Genomic DNA, 15,127 nt, shown 5'->3' with positions numbered 1-15,127 from the left:
AGCTCGGGGCCGCCGTCCGTCATGCCGCCGCCGAGCTGGATGTAGTGCAGAGGACCTGCGCAAGGCGCCGGCGACTCCGGGCCCGTCGGTGGTCGTGCTCTCTCAGAGGACGTGAGGTTGCGCTGAGGCTCATGAAGTGGTGCAGTCCATGGCCAGATCGCGGTAGGGCAATTCGACAGTCGGCAGGTCGGCCACGCCGAGCCGCCGCTCGATCGTTGCCACGGTGTGGGATGCCGTCTCCGGGTCCGCGCTGATGACCTCCGTTTCGACGAAGACGCCGACGCCTGCCACGGTGTCGATGTTCACGCTGACGTTCGGGTGCTGCGGATGCCGGTAGGCCGCTCGGTGTTTTCTCACCTGGACCAGGCGTCGCATGCCGATGTTCTCCAGCAGCTGGTCGGCCAGCTGTGCCTGGTCGAAGGCGAGCAGGACGTTCGTCTCCTTCTTGGAGATGACGCCGTCGCTGCTATGGGTGGCCTCGGTGGACGGGGGCTTGTAGGTGATCTCGCAGAAGTCGCCGCGGCGCCTGACGCGCAGGCACTCCACCGTCTGCATGTAGTCGACGTCGGGGCGGCTGTAGTACGTGTCCACTTCGGTCACCGGCGTGTCCGGCTGCCAACCGAGCCCGGTGAGCATCCGTGCTACGAACGACCCATCGTCTTCGTCCGGGAGGCGCCGCTTGCGCTCCACTTCGATGTGCCCGTCCAATGCTGGTCACCCTCCTGAATTGATCGCTGAGTACACGCGGGCCAAGCTGCCCTTGCTGCACCACTGCTGGAGACAGTGCATCCCCTCTGACAACGAACGGGTGTCACCGACAGGGATGTTGGTGAAAAGGACCAGTTGCTTGGCGTCGCGGAGGGGCTGGTGGTCGAGGTGAACGAGATGACGCTGGACTCGTCGGCGTATGTGCTGGAGTACGACTTCGAGGCCTGAGATGTGAACGCGCCAGGGGCCCGTGGGCCCCTGGCGCGGGTGGTGCGGTCGGTGGGCGGTGCGTCAGTTCAGTTCCGACGGATCCAGGCGGTAGAGCGTGGACTGGTTCGTGGTCGAGGAGGCGGAGGACGACGTCTTCGACGCGGAGGACGACGCCGAACTCTTGCTGTACGCGCTCTCCTTCACCAGCGTGCCGTGCTTCTTCACCCAGGCCGTGACCTCGGAGGACACGCTGTTGGTGGAGCCGCCGGGGCCGCCGCCCATCATGCCGCCGCCGAGCTGGATGTAGTGCAGCTCGCCCTTCTTGACCAGTTCCTCCAGCTTGGCGACGGTCATCGCCTTGTCGGTGCCGGTGAAGCCCCACATGGAGATGACGGGCACCTTCGTGGTCAGCTCGATCGAGGCCGCGCTCTGCGAGTTGGAGACCGCGAGCAGCCAGGTCGCGCCGTCCCGGTGCTTCTTCAGGTAGGCGATGAGGCCGCTGTCCGCGCCGCCCATGCCGCCGCCCATCATGCCGCCGCCCATCATGCCGCCGCCCATGGCACCCCGCATACGGCCGCTTCCGGTCGTACCGCCCGGGGCGCCACCGGCCTCGGTGGCGGTGCCGGTCGGGGGCGTGCCGCCCTGTCCGCCCGTACCGGGGAAGCCGCCGCTCGGCATGTTGCCGCTCTGCCCGGTACCGCCGGGCATCTCGCCGTTCGCCGAGCCGCCGGGGAAGCCGCCGCCCGCCTCCGCGTTCCGGCTGCCGCCCGGCATCTCGCCGCCGCCCGGGAAACCGCCCCGGCCGCGGCCCCCGCCCATGCCGCCGAAGCCGCCTCCCGTCGAGGGGCCGGCCGTCGGGTTCACGCCGCTCATGCCGCCGCCCGAGCCGGACGGCACCGACCAGGCGTACGCCGCCGGGCCCGCGAGCGCCGCGATCACGGCCGCCGTCGCGGCGGCTGCCGACAGGCGGGCGCGGCCCGCGGAGCGGGACAGGAACAGGCCCACGATCGCCGCCGCCATCAGCACGCCCACCGTCGGCCACAGCCAGGTGTTCCAGCCGGAGGCGCGGCGCAGGAGGACCACGGCCCAGACCGCCGTGACCGCGAGAGCGGCCGGCAGGACCCACACCCAGCGCTTGTCGGCGCGGAACGCGCGCAGCAGCAGTACGCCACCGCCGCCGCACAGCGCCGCGATGCCGGGCGCGAGGGCGGTCGTGTAGTACGGGTGCATCGTGCCTTCGGCGGTCGCGAAGGTGACGTAGTGCAGGACCGTCCAGCCGCCCCAGAGGACGAGCGCGGCCCGGGTGAGGTCGGTGCGCGGGGCGCGGCCGCACAGGATCAGGCCCGCGACGAGGGCGATCAGCGCGAACGGGATCAGCCAGGAGACCTGGCCGCCGAGGATGGTGTTGAACATCCGGCCGAGGCCCGCGGAGCCGGAGAAGCCGCCTCCGCCGCCCCCGCCCCCGCCGCCGTTGCCCTCGCCGCCGAGGATCCGGCCGAGGCCGTTGTAGCCCATGATCAGGTTCCAGGCGGTGCCGTCCGTCGAACCGCCGATGTACGGCCGCTCGGAGGCGGGGACCAGGGAGACGGCGATCGCCCACCAGAAGCTGGCGACCGCGAGGATCACGCCCGCGATCAGCAGGTTCACGATCCGCTTCACGAGCGTCGGGCGCGCCGCGAGCAGGTAGACCGCGAAGACGGCGGGCAGTGCGATGTAACCGGCCAGCATTTTCGTGTTGAAGGCGAGGCCGAAGCAGACCGCCGAGCCGAGCAGCGGCAGCAGCCTGCCGGTGCGCGTGGCGCGCAGGGCGAGCGCCGCGCCGCCGACCATCAGCAGGACGAGGATCGTGTCGGGGTTGTTGTCCCGGTTGATCGCGACCGTGATCGGGGTCAGCGCGAGGACCAGCGCGGCCACCGTGGCCGCCGCGTGCCCGAAGGACCGCTTCACGGAGGAGTGCAGGATCCAGATCGCGCCGAGCCCGGCCGCGACCTCCGGCAGCATCATCTGCCAGGTGCCGAAGCCGAAGATCCGGCACGACAGGCTCATGACCATGTCGGCGAAGGGCGGCTTGTCGACCGTGAGGAAGTTGCCCGCGTCGAGCGAGCCGAAGAACCAGGCCTTCCAGTTCTGGGTGCCGCTGTAGATGGCCGCGCTGTAGAAGCTGTTGAGGCTGGAGCCGGACAGGTTCCAGGTGTACAGCAGGGCCGCGAGCAGCATGATCGCGAGCAGCGCGGGCAGCGACCAGCGCGGCGCGCGCTCCGGACCGGTGTCCGGCGGTGTCGGCGTCGGCGACGGCGGACCCGGGGTCGCCGTCATGGCGTGGGGGAGGGGATCGGTGGCAGATGTCACCACTGCACCCTGCAGACCGGCGATGGGTACGCGCTGTGCCGTACCTGGGCGGAAGCTGTGGGTCTGTGTCCCGTCCGGGACTCGGCGGCGCCGCTTTGACACTGCCGAGTCCGTGTTCGTTCCCGGTGGTCAGACCTGAGCGTCCTTCGCCAGGGCCACGAAGTGGGACCATGCGTGGGCGGGGAGGCTCAGTACCGGGCCGTTGGGGTTCTTGGTGTCACGGACGGGGACCAGGCCGTGCGGGGCGGCAAGGTTCACGGCGACCTCGATGCACTGGCCGCCATTGCCGCTGTAGGAGGACGTGATCCAACGAGGGGATTCGGTCGTCACCGGGAATCCTTCCTTCCGGCGCTCAGACCTGAGTGCCCTTCGCCAGGGCTACGAAGTGGGACCACGCGTGGGCGGGGAGGCTCAGTACCGGGCCGTTGGGGTTCTTGGTGTCACGGACGGGGACCAGGCCGCGGGTGGCGGCGAGGTTGGTGGCGACCTCGATGCACTGGCCGCCGTTGCTGCTGTACGAGGACGTGAACCACTGCGGGGCTTCGGTCGTCACGGATTGCCCTTTCGTAACTGGCTGATCATTGCCACAGAGGCCGCTTGCGAGAGCGCTTCGGCCTGCAACTGATGGTAGGCGCGCAGCAGGGGCTGAACGAACCCAGTATCCCGCTCCAATCGGCCCTGTAGGGCGGACTCGGCGTACGCGACGTAGGACCAGTTGGGCAGGGTCAACAGGGTTACGGGGAGATCGAACGCCCGGCGCTCACCGAGATCGTACGGCGCCACCTGGAGGACTGTGGAAGGCAGTTCGGCGAACGCGATCAGCCGGTCCAGTTGGGCCGTCATGACCTCGGGACCGCCCACGACTCGCCGGATGCAGCCCTCGTCCAGGACCGCGTAGACCATGGGCGTCGGTGTGCGTTCCAGGGCCGCCTGGCGCTCCGCGAGCTTCGACAGCCGTTCCTCTGCCTGGAATTCCGAGATGGCGCCTCGCCGTACTTCACCCGTGGTGACGGCGGCGGCGTACTCCGGGGTCTGGAGCAGCCCGGGAACGATGGTCAGCTCGAAGAGGCGGATCTCGGTCGCCTGGACCTCCTTCTCCACGAAGTCCGGGAATCCGTCCAGCAGCGCCGTCTCCCGTACGGCCTTCTCCTGGCGGGCGAGCAGGCTGCCCGTGCCCAGCGCGTCGTCGGCCTTCTTCGCGAAGCGACGAGTTGGAGAGCGGCGGCCAACTTCTACGGCCGAGATGTGCGTGCCCGAGTACCCCATCCGCAAGCCCAGCTCGTCCTGGGTCCAGCCGCGTTCGTCCCGCAGCCTGCGCAACCGTTCCCCGAACGCGTCGAGGGGTGACTTTTCGGGGTTCAACTCTTTTCGGTTCAACGGCTACCTTCCAACTCCCCGTGCAAGCGCCGCAAGTTGAAGACACTCCGACTATAGGCCACGCTGAACCCGCTTGGTAGTCATACCGCTACGGAGAGGAGTTCCCGTGTCCGAAGTTGCCCGGAATCAGGTAGAGGCCTTCCCCAAGTGCCACGGGTCGCTCGTGGAGTTACGGGAAGCCTTGGCCGGCGCCGGTGTCTCCCTTCCCGGCCTCCGCCTCGACCCGGCGTCCTTCGACGACGGGGACGGGATCCCTCTCTTCGACCTCGGCCGCTGCAACATGACCAACGCGGCTCGACTGGTCGAAGCGCTCAGGAGGGGAGCTTCGCCACCCGGAACAACCAGTGCAAGGGAGTTGACGACATGCGTCACCGCATCGCCCGCCTCCTCAAGTCGCCGCTGCTACGGCGCCACAGGCCGACCGGCTACGGAGCCGGACCCCGGCCCCCACGGCCGCAACCGCAACCGCAACCGCCGCTCCCCGCCCGCGTGCCCGGCATCGGCATGGGGTCGTGCGGGATGCCGCCCGCCGGGGAGGTGACCCGGTGAACGGCGGCACCAGCGCACGCCTGCTGCCCTGGGCCGGGTCGGAGGGCAAGCCCTGCATCCTCGTGACCGACGGCACCGGCCCTCTCTCCAAGGTGGCCGACACCGTCGAGAGCGTGCAGCTCGGGATGGCGGCCGATCTGCTCGGCCACGCCGCCGAGTTGATGGCCGACCACCGGGCGACATCCGCCCAGCTGCGGTTCCTGCTCGCCAGGATGCGCGAGGCGTTGACCGACGTGCACCGGATCGCCGCCAGCCGGGGTGCCCGCCTCGCGGAGCGGACCGGCATCAGGGCAGCAGGTCCGGGAAGTCCTTCCTGAGGGCCGCCAGCTGGGCCTCGTACCCCGCGACGAAATCCGGGCGGCGATCGTCGCCGAGGGTGCCCGTGGACGGAAGCGGGCCCCGTTCCAGGAGTTCGGGCAGCGCGCGGAACACCGCCGTTGCCGCCTTCCAGCGCGCGTCATCGCGCGTGCGGGCCCGCAGCAGGGCGTCGTACGGATTCGACTTCAGGTCGTTGATGCGCTGTGCCGGGACGAACTTGCCCGTGAAGGCGTCCGCGCCGGGCAGGGGCTCGCCCGGGTCGGCGAGGGAGCGCAGCACCGCCACGGTCGCGAACAACCGTCCCCACCGTCTGACGTGACTCTCATTCACCGCCGGCATGAGCGAATCATTGCCGGATTCCCAACCTTTCGAACTTCCTTGGTGAGGCCGCGTGTGCAACCATCCGGCCGCCTCGGCGAGTCCACTGGGGCATGGACTCCCGAATACCCATACGTACCGGCGCGCTCGCCGCCGTGCTCGGTGCCGCCCTGCTCGTACCCACCGCGCTCGCCGCCGCCCCCGCCGCCGCGGCCACGCCCGCCGTCAGCTGCACGTCCGCCAAGGCGGGCCTCGCCGCGAAGCTCCAGAACGACATCACCGCCGCCCTCGCGAACCGCAAGGGCACCGTCGCCCTCGGTGTGTACGACCGCAGCACCGACACCACCTGCACCCTGCGTGCCACCAGCTCCTACGACTCGGCCAGCACCGTGAAGGTCACCGTGCTCGCGACGCTGCTGTGGGACGCCAAGAAGCACAACCGCTATCTGACGAGCACCGAGACGAAGCTCGCCACGGCCATGATCACCCAGTCGGACAACGCCGCGACCAGCACGCTGTGGAAGCAGCTGGGCCTGACGAAGATCAAGGGCTTCCTGTCCGCCGCCGGGATGACGAAGACCGTGCCGGGCACGGGCGGCTACTGGGGGCTGACCCAGGAGAACGTCACCGACGAGCAGAAGCTGCTGAAGCTCGTCACCGCCAAGAACAGCGTGCTGAGCGACAACTCCCGCGCCTACATCCTGAAGCTGATGGGCGAGGTCATCTCCGCGCAGCGCTGGGGCACCCCGGCCGGCGCCCCCTCCACGGTCGCGGTGCACGTCAAGAACGGCTGGCTGCAGCGTGCGACGCACGGCTGGCGGGTGCACAGCCTCGGCACCTTCAACGGCGCGGGCCACGACTACATGATGTCGGTGCTGACCCAGGACAACAGCACCATGGACTACGGCGTGACCACCATCCAGAACGTCGCCAAGGTCATCCACAAGGACCTCGTGCCGACCACGACGGCCACCAAGGTCTACGTCCCGACGAGCAGGCCGAGCGAGGCCTTCGTCGCCGTACCGCCGCAGGGCTGAGGCGCGGCACACGGCATACGGCCGGACCCCGCGGAGCGTTTTGTTGCAGCGGGATGAAATCCGGCCCCGCCGGCGTTGGTGCCTTCCGGCAGAGCAGGTCAGGCGAACGGAAGGCACCGGCGTGGCAGCGCAACGGGGATGGGCACGGCGTCTGGCGGCTTACGCCTGGCGGTATCCGAAGGACGTGATCCTCGCCCTCGGCTCCTCCCTCGCCGGCATGGCGGTCATGGCGGTCGTCCCGCTGATCACCAAGGTGATCATCGACGACGTGATCGGGAACCACACCCGCACCATGGCCCCCTGGGCCGGCGCCCTGATCGGCGCGGCCCTGCTCGTCTACGCCTCCACCTACGTCCGCCGCTACTACGGCGGCCGCCTCGCCCTCGACGTCCAGCACGACCTGCGGACGGAGATGTACGGCACGATCACCCGGCTCGACGGGCGGCGGCAGGACGAGCTGTCCACCGGGCAGGTGGTCGGGCGCGCGACCAGCGACCTGCAGCTGATCCAGGGCCTGCTCTTCATGCTCCCGATGACCATCGGGAACGTCCTGCTCTTCCTGATGTCCCTGGTGATCATGGCCTGGCTGTCGCTGCCGCTGACCCTGGTCGCCCTCGCCGTCGCGCCCGCCCTCGGCTGGATCGCCCGCCGCAGCCGCAGCAAGCTGCACCCCGCCACCTGGTACGCCCAGGCCCAGGCCGCCGCCGTCGCGGGCGTGGTCGACGGCGCGGTCAGCGGCGTCCGCGTGGTGAAGGGCTTCGGGCAGGAGGACCAGGAGACCGGGAAGCTGCGGGAGGTCGGCCGCCGGCTCTTCGCCGGGCGGCTGCGCACCATACGGCTGAACAGCAGGTTCACCCCCGCCCTCCAGGCCGTACCGGCCCTCGGCCAGGTCGCCATGCTGGCCCTCGGCGGCTGGCTGGCGGTGCGCGGGCACATCACGCTCGGCACGTTCGTCGCCTTCTCCAGCTACCTCGCCCAGCTCGTCGGCCCGGTCCGCATGCTCGCGATGGTCCTCACCGTCGGCCAGCAGGCCCGCGCCGGCACCGAACGCGTCCTGGAGCTGATCGACACCGAGCCGACGATGCAGGACGGCGGCAAGACCCTCCCGGCCGACGCGCCCGCGACCGTCGAGTTCGACGACGTGTCCTTCGGGTACGGCAGCGGCTCCCCGGTCCTCGACGGGCTCAGCTTCGAGATACGCGCCGGCGAGACCCTCGCCGTCGTCGGCTCCTCCGGCTCCGGCAAGTCCACCCTCTCGCTGCTCCTGCCGCGCTTCTACGACGTCACCCGCGGCGCCGTCCTGATCGGCGGCCACGACGTGCGCGAGCTGACCCTCGACTCGCTGCGGGCCGCGATCGGGCTCGTCCCCGAGGACTCCTTCCTCTTCTCCGACACCGTCCGCGCCAACATCGCCTACGGCCGCCCGGACGCCACCCAGGAGGAGATCGAGACCGCCGCCCGCGCCGCCCAGGCGGACCGTTTCATCGCCGAGCTCCCCGAGGGCTACGACACCAAGGTCGGCGAGCAGGGCCTGACCCTGTCCGGCGGCCAGCGCCAGCGCGTCGCGCTCGCCCGCGCCCTGCTCACCGACCCGCGCCTGCTCGTCCTGGACGACGCCACCTCGGCCGTCGACGCCCGCGTCGAGCACGAGATCCACGAGGCCCTGGGGCACGTCATGCGGGGCCGCACCACGCTCCTCATCGCGCACCGCCGCTCCACTCTCAACCTCGCCGACCGCATCGCCGTCCTCGACGGCGGCCGGCTCGCCGACCTCGGCACGCACGAGGAGCTCCAGGAGCGGTCGCCGCTGTACCGCAGGCTGCTGACCGACCCGGACGAGCTGGGCGGCGTCTCCCCGGGCCACGCCCCGTCGGCCGGTCCCGAGGAGGACACGACCCTGCGTGAGGAGCTGGACGCCGAGTTCGACGCCGAGCGGGGCGTCACGCCCCGGCTGTGGACCGGTGACCGGGAGCCCAAGGACCCGGCGATGTCCGGCACCCCGGCCACCCCGGAGCTGCTCGCCCAGGTCGAGGCGCTGCCCCCGGCCACCGACACCCCGGACGTCGACGAGGCCCGGGCGGTGCGCCGCGAGGACTCCTACGGGCTGCGCCGGCTGCTGCGCGGCTTCGGCGCGCCCCTGCTGATCAGCCTGGGGCTGGTCGCCGTGGACGCGGGCGCGGGGCTGCTGCTGCCGGTGCTGATCCGGCACGGCATCGACGCGGGCGTGACGAAGATGGCCCTCGGCGCGGTCTGGGCGGCCTCGCTGCTCGGCCTCGCGACGGTCCTCGTCCAGTGGGCCGCGCAGATCGGCGAGACCCGGATGACCGGCCGTACCGGCGAGCGCGTCCTGTACACCCTGCGGCTGAAGATCTTCGCCCAGCTCCAGCGGCTCGGCCTCGACTACTACGAGCGCGAGCTGACCGGCCGGATCATGACGCGCATGACGACCGACGTCGACGCCCTGTCGACGTTCCTCCAGACCGGCCTGGTCACCGCGTTCGTCTCCGTCGTCACCTTCTTCGGCATCATGCTCGTCCTGCTGCTGATCGACGTCCAGCTCGCGCTCGTCGTCTTCGCGACCCTGCCCCCGCTGATCGTCGCGACGTTCTTCTTCCGCCGGGCGAGCGTGAAGGCGTACGAACTCGCCCGCGAGCGCGTGTCGGTGGTCAACGCCGACCTCCAGGAGTCGGTCGCCGGGCTGCGGATCGTGCAGGCCTTCCGGCGCGAGCGGGACGGCGGGGCGCGGTTCGCCGGGCGCAGCGACGACTACCGCCGCGCCCGGATCCGCGGCCAGTGGCTGATATCGGTCTACTTCCCCTTCGTGCAGCTGCTGTCCTCGGTCGCCTCGGCGTCCGTGCTGATCGCGGGCGCGCACCGGGTGGAGGCGGCCACCCTGACGACGGGCGCCCTGGTCGCCTACCTGCTCTACATCGACCTGTTCTTCGCGCCCGTCCAGCAGCTGTCCCAGGTCTTCGACGGCTACCAGCAGGCCACGGTCTCGCTGGGCCGCATCCAGGAGCTGCTGCGCGAACCGACGTCCACGAGGTCGGCGGACGAACCCCTGGAGGTCCTCTCCCTGCGCGGCGAGATCGCCTTCGAGGACGTGCACTTCGCGTACGGCGCCGAGGAGGAGGCGCTGACCGGCATCGACCTGACGATCCCCGCCGGGCAGACCGTCGCCTTCGTCGGCGAGACGGGCGCGGGCAAGTCCACCCTGGTCAAGCTGGTCGCGCGGTTCTACGACCCGACCGGCGGCCGGGTCACCGTCGACGGCACGGATCTGCGCGCCCTCGACCTGACCTCGTACCGGCACCGGCTCGGGGTGGTCCCGCAGGAGGCGTACCTCTTCCCGGGCACCATCCGCGACGCGATCGCCTACGGCCGCCCCGACGCGAGCGACGCCGAGGTGGAGGCGGCGGCGCGGGCGGTCGGCGCGCACGAGATGATCGCCGGGCTGGAGGGCGGCTATCTGCACGAGGTCGCCGAGCGCGGCCGCAATCTGTCGGCCGGTCAGCGCCAGCTGATCGCGCTCGCCCGCGCCGAGCTGGTCGACCCCGACGTCCTGCTCCTGGACGAGGCCACGGCCGCCCTGGACCTGGCCACGGAGGCCCAGGTCAACCAGGCCACCGACCGGCTGGCGGGCCGCCGTACGACGCTGGTGGTCGCCCACCGCCTGACCACGGCGGCCCGCGCGGACCGGGTGGTGCTGATGGCCCAGGGCCGGGTCGCCGAGGACGGCACGCACGCGGAACTCCTGGCAAGGGGCGGCCGGTACGCCGAGCTGTGGCGGACCTTCGCCGGCGGGGCCGAGCCGGAGGAGCCGGTCGCCGCGACCGCCTGACGCGCGCCACTGACGGTCGTGCAACCTTCCGACACACTCACGCGTCCCGTACATCAGTACGGGCCGTCGGGGGAAGGTGACCGTGCCACGGGGTGTGACGTGTGATACGGGGAGGAACAGCTGTGGACATGGGTGCAATACGCCGACGCCTGGCGCTCGGGGCGGCCGTACTGGTGGGGTCCGGGACGCTCGCCCTCCTGGCGTCCGGTGTCGCCGAGGCGGCCCCGGCGGACACCTGCGCAGGGCGGGAGGTGCGGACCCTGTCGTTCAGCACCGGCGTCACGCACATCTACAAGCGCGACGGCTACGTCTGTGCCATGACCGTCGCCAGACGCGCCGGCGCCGTCCAGACGATGTCCGTGAGCGTCCAGGCCCGCGGCAACCGCCCGGTGATCGACAGGGGCGGCTACCGGTACGAGGCGGGTCCGGTCACCGTGCACGCCGGCCACCGCTGCGTGTGGATCAAGGGCTCGGTGGGCCCGGGCTCGGTCGACTCGGGCTGGATCATGTGCTGAGCACCGGGACTCACAGCCGGCGGGCGCAGCCCACCGGCCTGTCCCCGCCCAGCTGTACGTACAGCACCGTCGACGGCGGGCACCCGGACCGGGTCCGCGCCGCCGTGGTGATCCGGTACTGCGGCGGGTGTGCGCCCGCGCCGTCGCACCGCGTCTCGCGGACCTGGCCCGTGCCGGAGGTGTAGACGCAGTCGCCGGGGATCGTGCGCGGGCCGCCCCCGCCGCCGGGGTCGCCGGGGTGCGGGGGTTCCAGAGCGCGCATGCAGGCGTAGCCGTCGGTGCCGATGTGCAGCACGAAGTCGGTGGTCGGCGGGCACAACGGGCCGTCGCCCGGCGCGCCCTCGTAGCGGGCGACGACCCGGGCCGCCGCCCGCTCGCCGGTGCAGGGCACCTCGGTCACGTCGGTCGTGCCGAAGGAACTGCACGCGCCGACCGCGAGGAACCCGGCGCCGTAGCCGCCGCTCGCGGTCGGGCGGGCGTCGCCCACCGGCGCGCCCGCCCCGCCCCGGCAGCCGGTCAGCAGGGCGGCCAGCAGCAGGCACACCAGCTGTGCGGCACCTTTCCCGCGCATCGTCATTCCCCCCGGCATCCCCGCCCAGCGTGGCCCGGGAGGCCGGTGCCACGCCAGACGGCGTGGGAGGGTTTCCGCCTGCCTGCGGTGGTACGACCGATCTATGGGCGTACGCCTAGTACGTCAGCCCGTGCCCGATCGGGTACAGCACCTGTGCCGGATCGTCCGCCCGGGGCACCGGCACCGGCAGCTTCCCGCGCGGCGCCACCCGCCCGGCGAGGACCCGCGCGGCCGCGCGCACCTCGACGTCGGTCCAGCCGTACGACGTCAAGCAGGCCTTCACGGCGGGGAGTTGTGCCACGTCGTAGGGGTTGCGGACGGCGAGGGCCGCCACCGGCCGGCCCGTGGCCAGCAGGCGCTCCACCAGCGTGCGCTGGGAGCTGCCCGCCGTCACGTCGTACGTCGCCACCACCACCGCGTCCGCGTCCTGTGCCGCCGTGACCGCCCGGGCGACGGCGGCGGCGGAGGGCGAGGTGCCGGTGGACAGGGCCGTGACGGTGAAGCCCAGTTCGGTGAGGGCAGCGGCCAGGACGCCGGTGGGCGGGCCGGTGGTGCCGGTGGGGGAGTCGGGGTCGGCGCCGACGACCAGGATCCGGCGTGCGGTGCGGGGCGTGAAGGGCAGGGTGCGATCGTCGTTGACGAGCAGGGTCGTGGTGCGCTCGGCGATCCGGTCGGCCGTCGCCAGGTGCGCCTTCGTGCCCACCGTGCGCTCCACGCCCGCCCGGGAGGCGTACGGCGCCTCGAAGAGGCCGAGCCGGGACTTCAGGCGCAGGATGCGCAGGATCGATTCGTCCAGCCGGGACTCGGCCAGCTCGCCGTCCTGTACGGCCTTCAGCACGGCGTGCCAGGCCACGTCGATCGAGGGCGGGTTGAGCAGCTGGTCCACCCCGGCCTTCAGGGCGAGCACCGGCACCCGGTCGTCGCCGTACTTGGTGCGCACGCCCGCCATGCCGAGGGAGTCGGTGATGACGACGCCGTCGTAGCCGAGTTCGCCGCGCAGGATGCCGGTGAGGACCGGGTGGGAGAGGGTGGCCGGGTCGCCGGAGTCGTCCAGGGCCGGGAACTGGATGTGCGCGGTCATGATCGAGTCGATGCCGGCGGCGATCGCGGCCCGGAACGGCACGGCGTCCAGCTTCTCCCACAGGTCCCGGCTGTGGGTGATGACCGGGAAGCCGGTGTGGCTGTCGGTGGCGGTGTCGCCGTGCCCCGGGAAGTGCTTGGCGGTCGCCGCGACCCGGGACTGCTGATAGCCCTTCACCTCGGCGGCCACCAGCTCGCCCACCGCCTCCGGGTCGGCACCGAAGGAGCGGACGCCGATGATCGGGTTGGCCGGGTTCACGTTGACGTCGGCGTCGGGGGAGTAGTCCTGGTTGATGCCCATCGCGCGCAGCTCGGCGCCCGAGATCCGGCCGAGGGTCCGCGCGTCGGACCGGGAGCCTCCCGCACCGAGGGCCATCGCGCCCGGGAAGAGCGTGGCGGGCTTGCCGACCCGGCACACCGCGCCGTGCTCCTGGTCGGTGGCGACGAGCACCGGCAGCCCGCGCGCCTGGTCCAGGGAGGCCTTCTGGATGCCGTCGGACAGCTCCGCGATCTGCTGCGGATCACGGGTGTTGTGCGCCCAGGTGAAGTAGATGATGCCGCCCACGCGGTACGTCGCGATGAGCTCGGCGGCCGTGCGGACCCCCAGCTCCTTGAGATTGGCATCGATGTCGGCCTGGTCCGGGGCGGTGGCGGAGTGACCGTAGACCCGCATCACGAAGAGCTGGCCGACCTTCTCCTCCAGCGTCATCCGGGAGATCAGGGCGCGCAGCCGGCGGTCGTCGGGCGGGGTGCCGGGGGCGGCGGCGCGGGCGGTGGCGGTCGGTGCGGTCAGCGCGGCGGTGAGGCCCGCCGTGGCGGCGAGGACGGCGCGTCGGGACGGTCTGCCGGTGTCGGACACGTGCGCTCCTTCCGGAGGAGAACCGCTGAAGGAAACTTCCGAAGGGTCACCAATATCCGGGAAGTTTCTTTCCGTCAAGGGACTGCACAGTAACCGGAAGAGGGGTCGCCACCGGCGCATTGAGAGGGGGGCGTGCCGATGGCGACGGGCGGGGATCCGGGCCGGTTCCCGTCGCGCCGGCGTCCCGGTTCATGGACATCGCGTCCCGGCGGACCGCCGTACGGCCATCATGGCGGCCGTGCCCGCAGTCGACATCCCCGGTTCCAAGTCCATCACCGCCCGCGCGCTCTTCCTCGCGGCCGCCGCCGACGGCGTCAGCACTCTCGTGCGGCCCCTGCGCTCCGACGACACCGAGGGCTTCGCCGAGGGCCTGACCCGACTCGGCTACCGGGTGGGCAGCACGCCCGACACCTGGCAGGTGGACGGCCGCCCGCAGGGGCCGGCGCACGCCGAGGCCGACGTCTACTGCCGTGACGGCGCCACCACCGCCCGCTTCCTGCCCGCCCTGGTCGCCGCCGGCCACGGCACCTACCGCTTCGACGCCTCCCCGCAGATGCGCCGCCGCCCCCTCGGCCCGCTGACCCGCGCCCTGCGCGACCTGGGCGTCGACCTGCGGCACGAGGCGGCCGAGGGCCACCATCCGCTCACCGTCCGGGCGGTCGGCGTCGAGGGCGGCGAGGTCGTGCTGGACGCCGGCCGGTCCTCCCCGTACCTGACCGCGCTGCTCCTGCTCGGCCCGCTGACCCGCACCGGCCTGCGGATCCGCGTCACCGAGCTGGTCTCGGCGCCGTACGTGGAGATCACGCTGGCCATGATGCGGGCGTTCGGGGCGCAGGTCGCCCGGGACGGCGACGTCTACGACATCGCACCGGGCGGCTACCGGGCCACCGCCTGCCCGATCGAGCCGGACGCCTCCACCGCGAGCCACTTCTTCGCGGCCGCCGCCGTCACCCCGGGCCGCGAGGTGACCGTGCCCGGCCTCGGCAGGGGCGCGCTCCAGGGCGACCTCGGCTTCGTGGAGGTGCTGCGCCGGATGGGCGCCGAGGCGGAGCTCGAAGAGGACCGAACGACGGTACGCGGTACGGGAGTTCTGCGCGGACTCGCCGTCAACATGCGGGACGTCTCCGACACCATGCCGACCCTGGCCGCGATCGCGCCGTTCGCCGACGGTCCCGTCCGCATCGAGGACGTGGCGAACACCCGGGTGAAGGAGTGCGACCGGCTGGAGGCCTGCGCGGACAACCTCCGCCGGCTCGGCGTGCCGGTGTCGACCGGCCCCGGCTGCGTCCGCAAGACCTTCCAGGGCTTCCACGAGGCGTTCGAGAAGCTCCGCCGAAACGCGCCCCAAAGGGGCGCGGGGAACTGCGCGATCAACCACAATGAACCCGCACCCGG

The 15,127-nt window shown here is 71.8% G+C and carries 12 protein-coding genes and 1 pseudogene; 5 read left to right on the top strand and 8 right to left on the bottom strand.

Going from position 1 to position 15,127, the window contains the following annotated elements; translation table 11 throughout:
* Nucleotides 1-129: 129 nt before the first annotated feature.
* The 5 genes from cyaB to AC4OXY_RS20700 form a co-directional block, all read right to left on the bottom strand.
* A complete protein-coding gene (gene cyaB / locus AC4OXY_RS20720; protein ID WP_491994621.1) occupies nt 130-690 on the bottom strand; it encodes a class IV adenylate cyclase in 561 nt (186 codons plus the stop codon).
* Nucleotides 691-999: 309 nt separating this feature from the next.
* Nucleotides 1,000-3,267: a glycosyltransferase family 39 protein gene (locus tag AC4OXY_RS20715; RefSeq protein ID WP_376285821.1), complete on the bottom strand. Its 2,268-nt coding sequence runs from the start codon at nt 3,265-3,267 to the stop codon at nt 1,000-1,002.
* 129 nt (nt 3,268-3,396) lie between these two features.
* Entirely contained in the window at nt 3,397-3,597 is a 201-nt protein-coding gene (locus tag AC4OXY_RS20710; protein WP_356023167.1) for a DUF397 domain-containing protein, read from the bottom strand.
* A 22-nt stretch (nt 3,598-3,619) separates the two neighbouring features.
* Entirely contained in the window at nt 3,620-3,820 is a 201-nt protein-coding gene (locus AC4OXY_RS20705; RefSeq protein WP_376285818.1) for a DUF397 domain-containing protein, read from the bottom strand.
* Entirely contained in the window at nt 3,817-4,644 is an 828-nt protein-coding gene (locus AC4OXY_RS20700; protein ID WP_376285815.1) for a helix-turn-helix domain-containing protein, read from the bottom strand. Before AC4OXY_RS20700 ends, AC4OXY_RS20705 begins: the two co-directional genes overlap by 4 nt.
* A gap of 545 nt (nt 4,645-5,189) precedes the next feature.
* Between AC4OXY_RS20700 and AC4OXY_RS20695 the strand changes: the two genes are divergently transcribed.
* Nucleotides 5,190-5,510, top strand: a complete 321-nt coding sequence (locus AC4OXY_RS20695) for a hypothetical protein (RefSeq protein WP_376285812.1) — start codon at nt 5,190-5,192, stop codon at nt 5,508-5,510.
* On the opposite strand, the gene AC4OXY_RS20690 is transcribed toward AC4OXY_RS20695, so the two are convergent.
* Nucleotides 5,479-5,808 (bottom strand): hypothetical protein, encoded by a 330-nt coding sequence (locus tag AC4OXY_RS20690; protein ID WP_356023158.1) that lies wholly within the window; start codon nt 5,806-5,808, stop codon nt 5,479-5,481. The genes AC4OXY_RS20695 and AC4OXY_RS20690 overlap by 32 nt on opposite strands.
* A 134-nt stretch (nt 5,809-5,942) precedes the next feature.
* Here AC4OXY_RS20690 and AC4OXY_RS20685 point away from each other — a divergent pair, with 134 nt between their 5' ends.
* From AC4OXY_RS20685 to AC4OXY_RS20675, 3 genes are all read left to right on the top strand, one after another.
* The gene (locus AC4OXY_RS20685) at nt 5,943-6,866 is read left to right on the top strand and encodes a serine hydrolase (RefSeq protein WP_376285809.1); all 924 of its coding nucleotides are present in this window, start codon (nt 5,943-5,945) and stop codon (nt 6,864-6,866) included.
* A 121-nt stretch (nt 6,867-6,987) separates the two neighbouring features.
* On the top strand, nt 6,988-10,707 hold the full coding sequence (locus AC4OXY_RS20680; RefSeq protein WP_491994404.1) for an ABC transporter ATP-binding protein: 3,720 nt from the start codon (nt 6,988-6,990) through the stop codon (nt 10,705-10,707).
* Nucleotides 10,708-10,829: 122 nt separating this feature from the next.
* Nucleotides 10,830-11,222 carry a hypothetical protein gene (locus AC4OXY_RS20675; RefSeq protein ID WP_356023151.1) on the top strand — a complete coding sequence of 131 codons (393 nt, stop codon included), beginning with the start codon at nt 10,830-10,832 and terminating at the stop codon, nt 11,220-11,222.
* A gap of 10 nt (nt 11,223-11,232) precedes the next feature.
* On the opposite strand, the gene AC4OXY_RS20670 is transcribed toward AC4OXY_RS20675, so the two are convergent.
* Both AC4OXY_RS20670 and AC4OXY_RS20665 read right to left on the bottom strand, forming a co-directional pair.
* Complete coding sequence (locus tag AC4OXY_RS20670; RefSeq protein WP_491994403.1) at nt 11,233-11,793, bottom strand: hypothetical protein; 561 nt, start codon at nt 11,791-11,793, stop codon at nt 11,233-11,235.
* A gap of 115 nt (nt 11,794-11,908) precedes the next feature.
* A complete protein-coding gene (locus AC4OXY_RS20665; RefSeq protein ID WP_491994402.1) occupies nt 11,909-13,852 on the bottom strand; it encodes a glycoside hydrolase family 3 protein in 1,944 nt (647 codons plus the stop codon).
* 118 nt (nt 13,853-13,970) lie between these two features.
* On the opposite strand from AC4OXY_RS20665, the pseudogene aroA reads away from it, so the two are divergent.
* Nucleotides 13,971-15,068: pseudogene (aroA, locus tag AC4OXY_RS20660) on the top strand (3-phosphoshikimate 1-carboxyvinyltransferase); the annotation flags it as partial.
* Between the last annotated feature and the right edge of the window lie 59 nt (nt 15,069-15,127).

This window comes from Streptomyces sp. HUAS MG56 (assembly GCF_058673395.1).
Note: the sequence above shows the minus strand (reverse complement) of the source record. Positions and strands in the feature narration are given on the sequence as shown.

Bases quoted from the DNA above. Each gene is read 5' to 3' on its own strand.
- AC4OXY_RS20685 (WP_376285809.1), top strand. From the start codon at position 5,943: ATGGACTCCCGAATACCCATACGTACCGGCGCGCTCGCCGCCGTGCTC.
- AC4OXY_RS20670 (WP_491994403.1), bottom strand. From the start codon at position 11,793: ATGCGCGGGAAAGGTGCCGCACAGCTGGTGTGCCTGCTGCTGGCCGCC.
- AC4OXY_RS20665 (WP_491994402.1), bottom strand. From the start codon at position 13,852: ATGCGCCGGTGGCGACCCCTCTTCCGGTTACTGTGCAGTCCCTTGACG.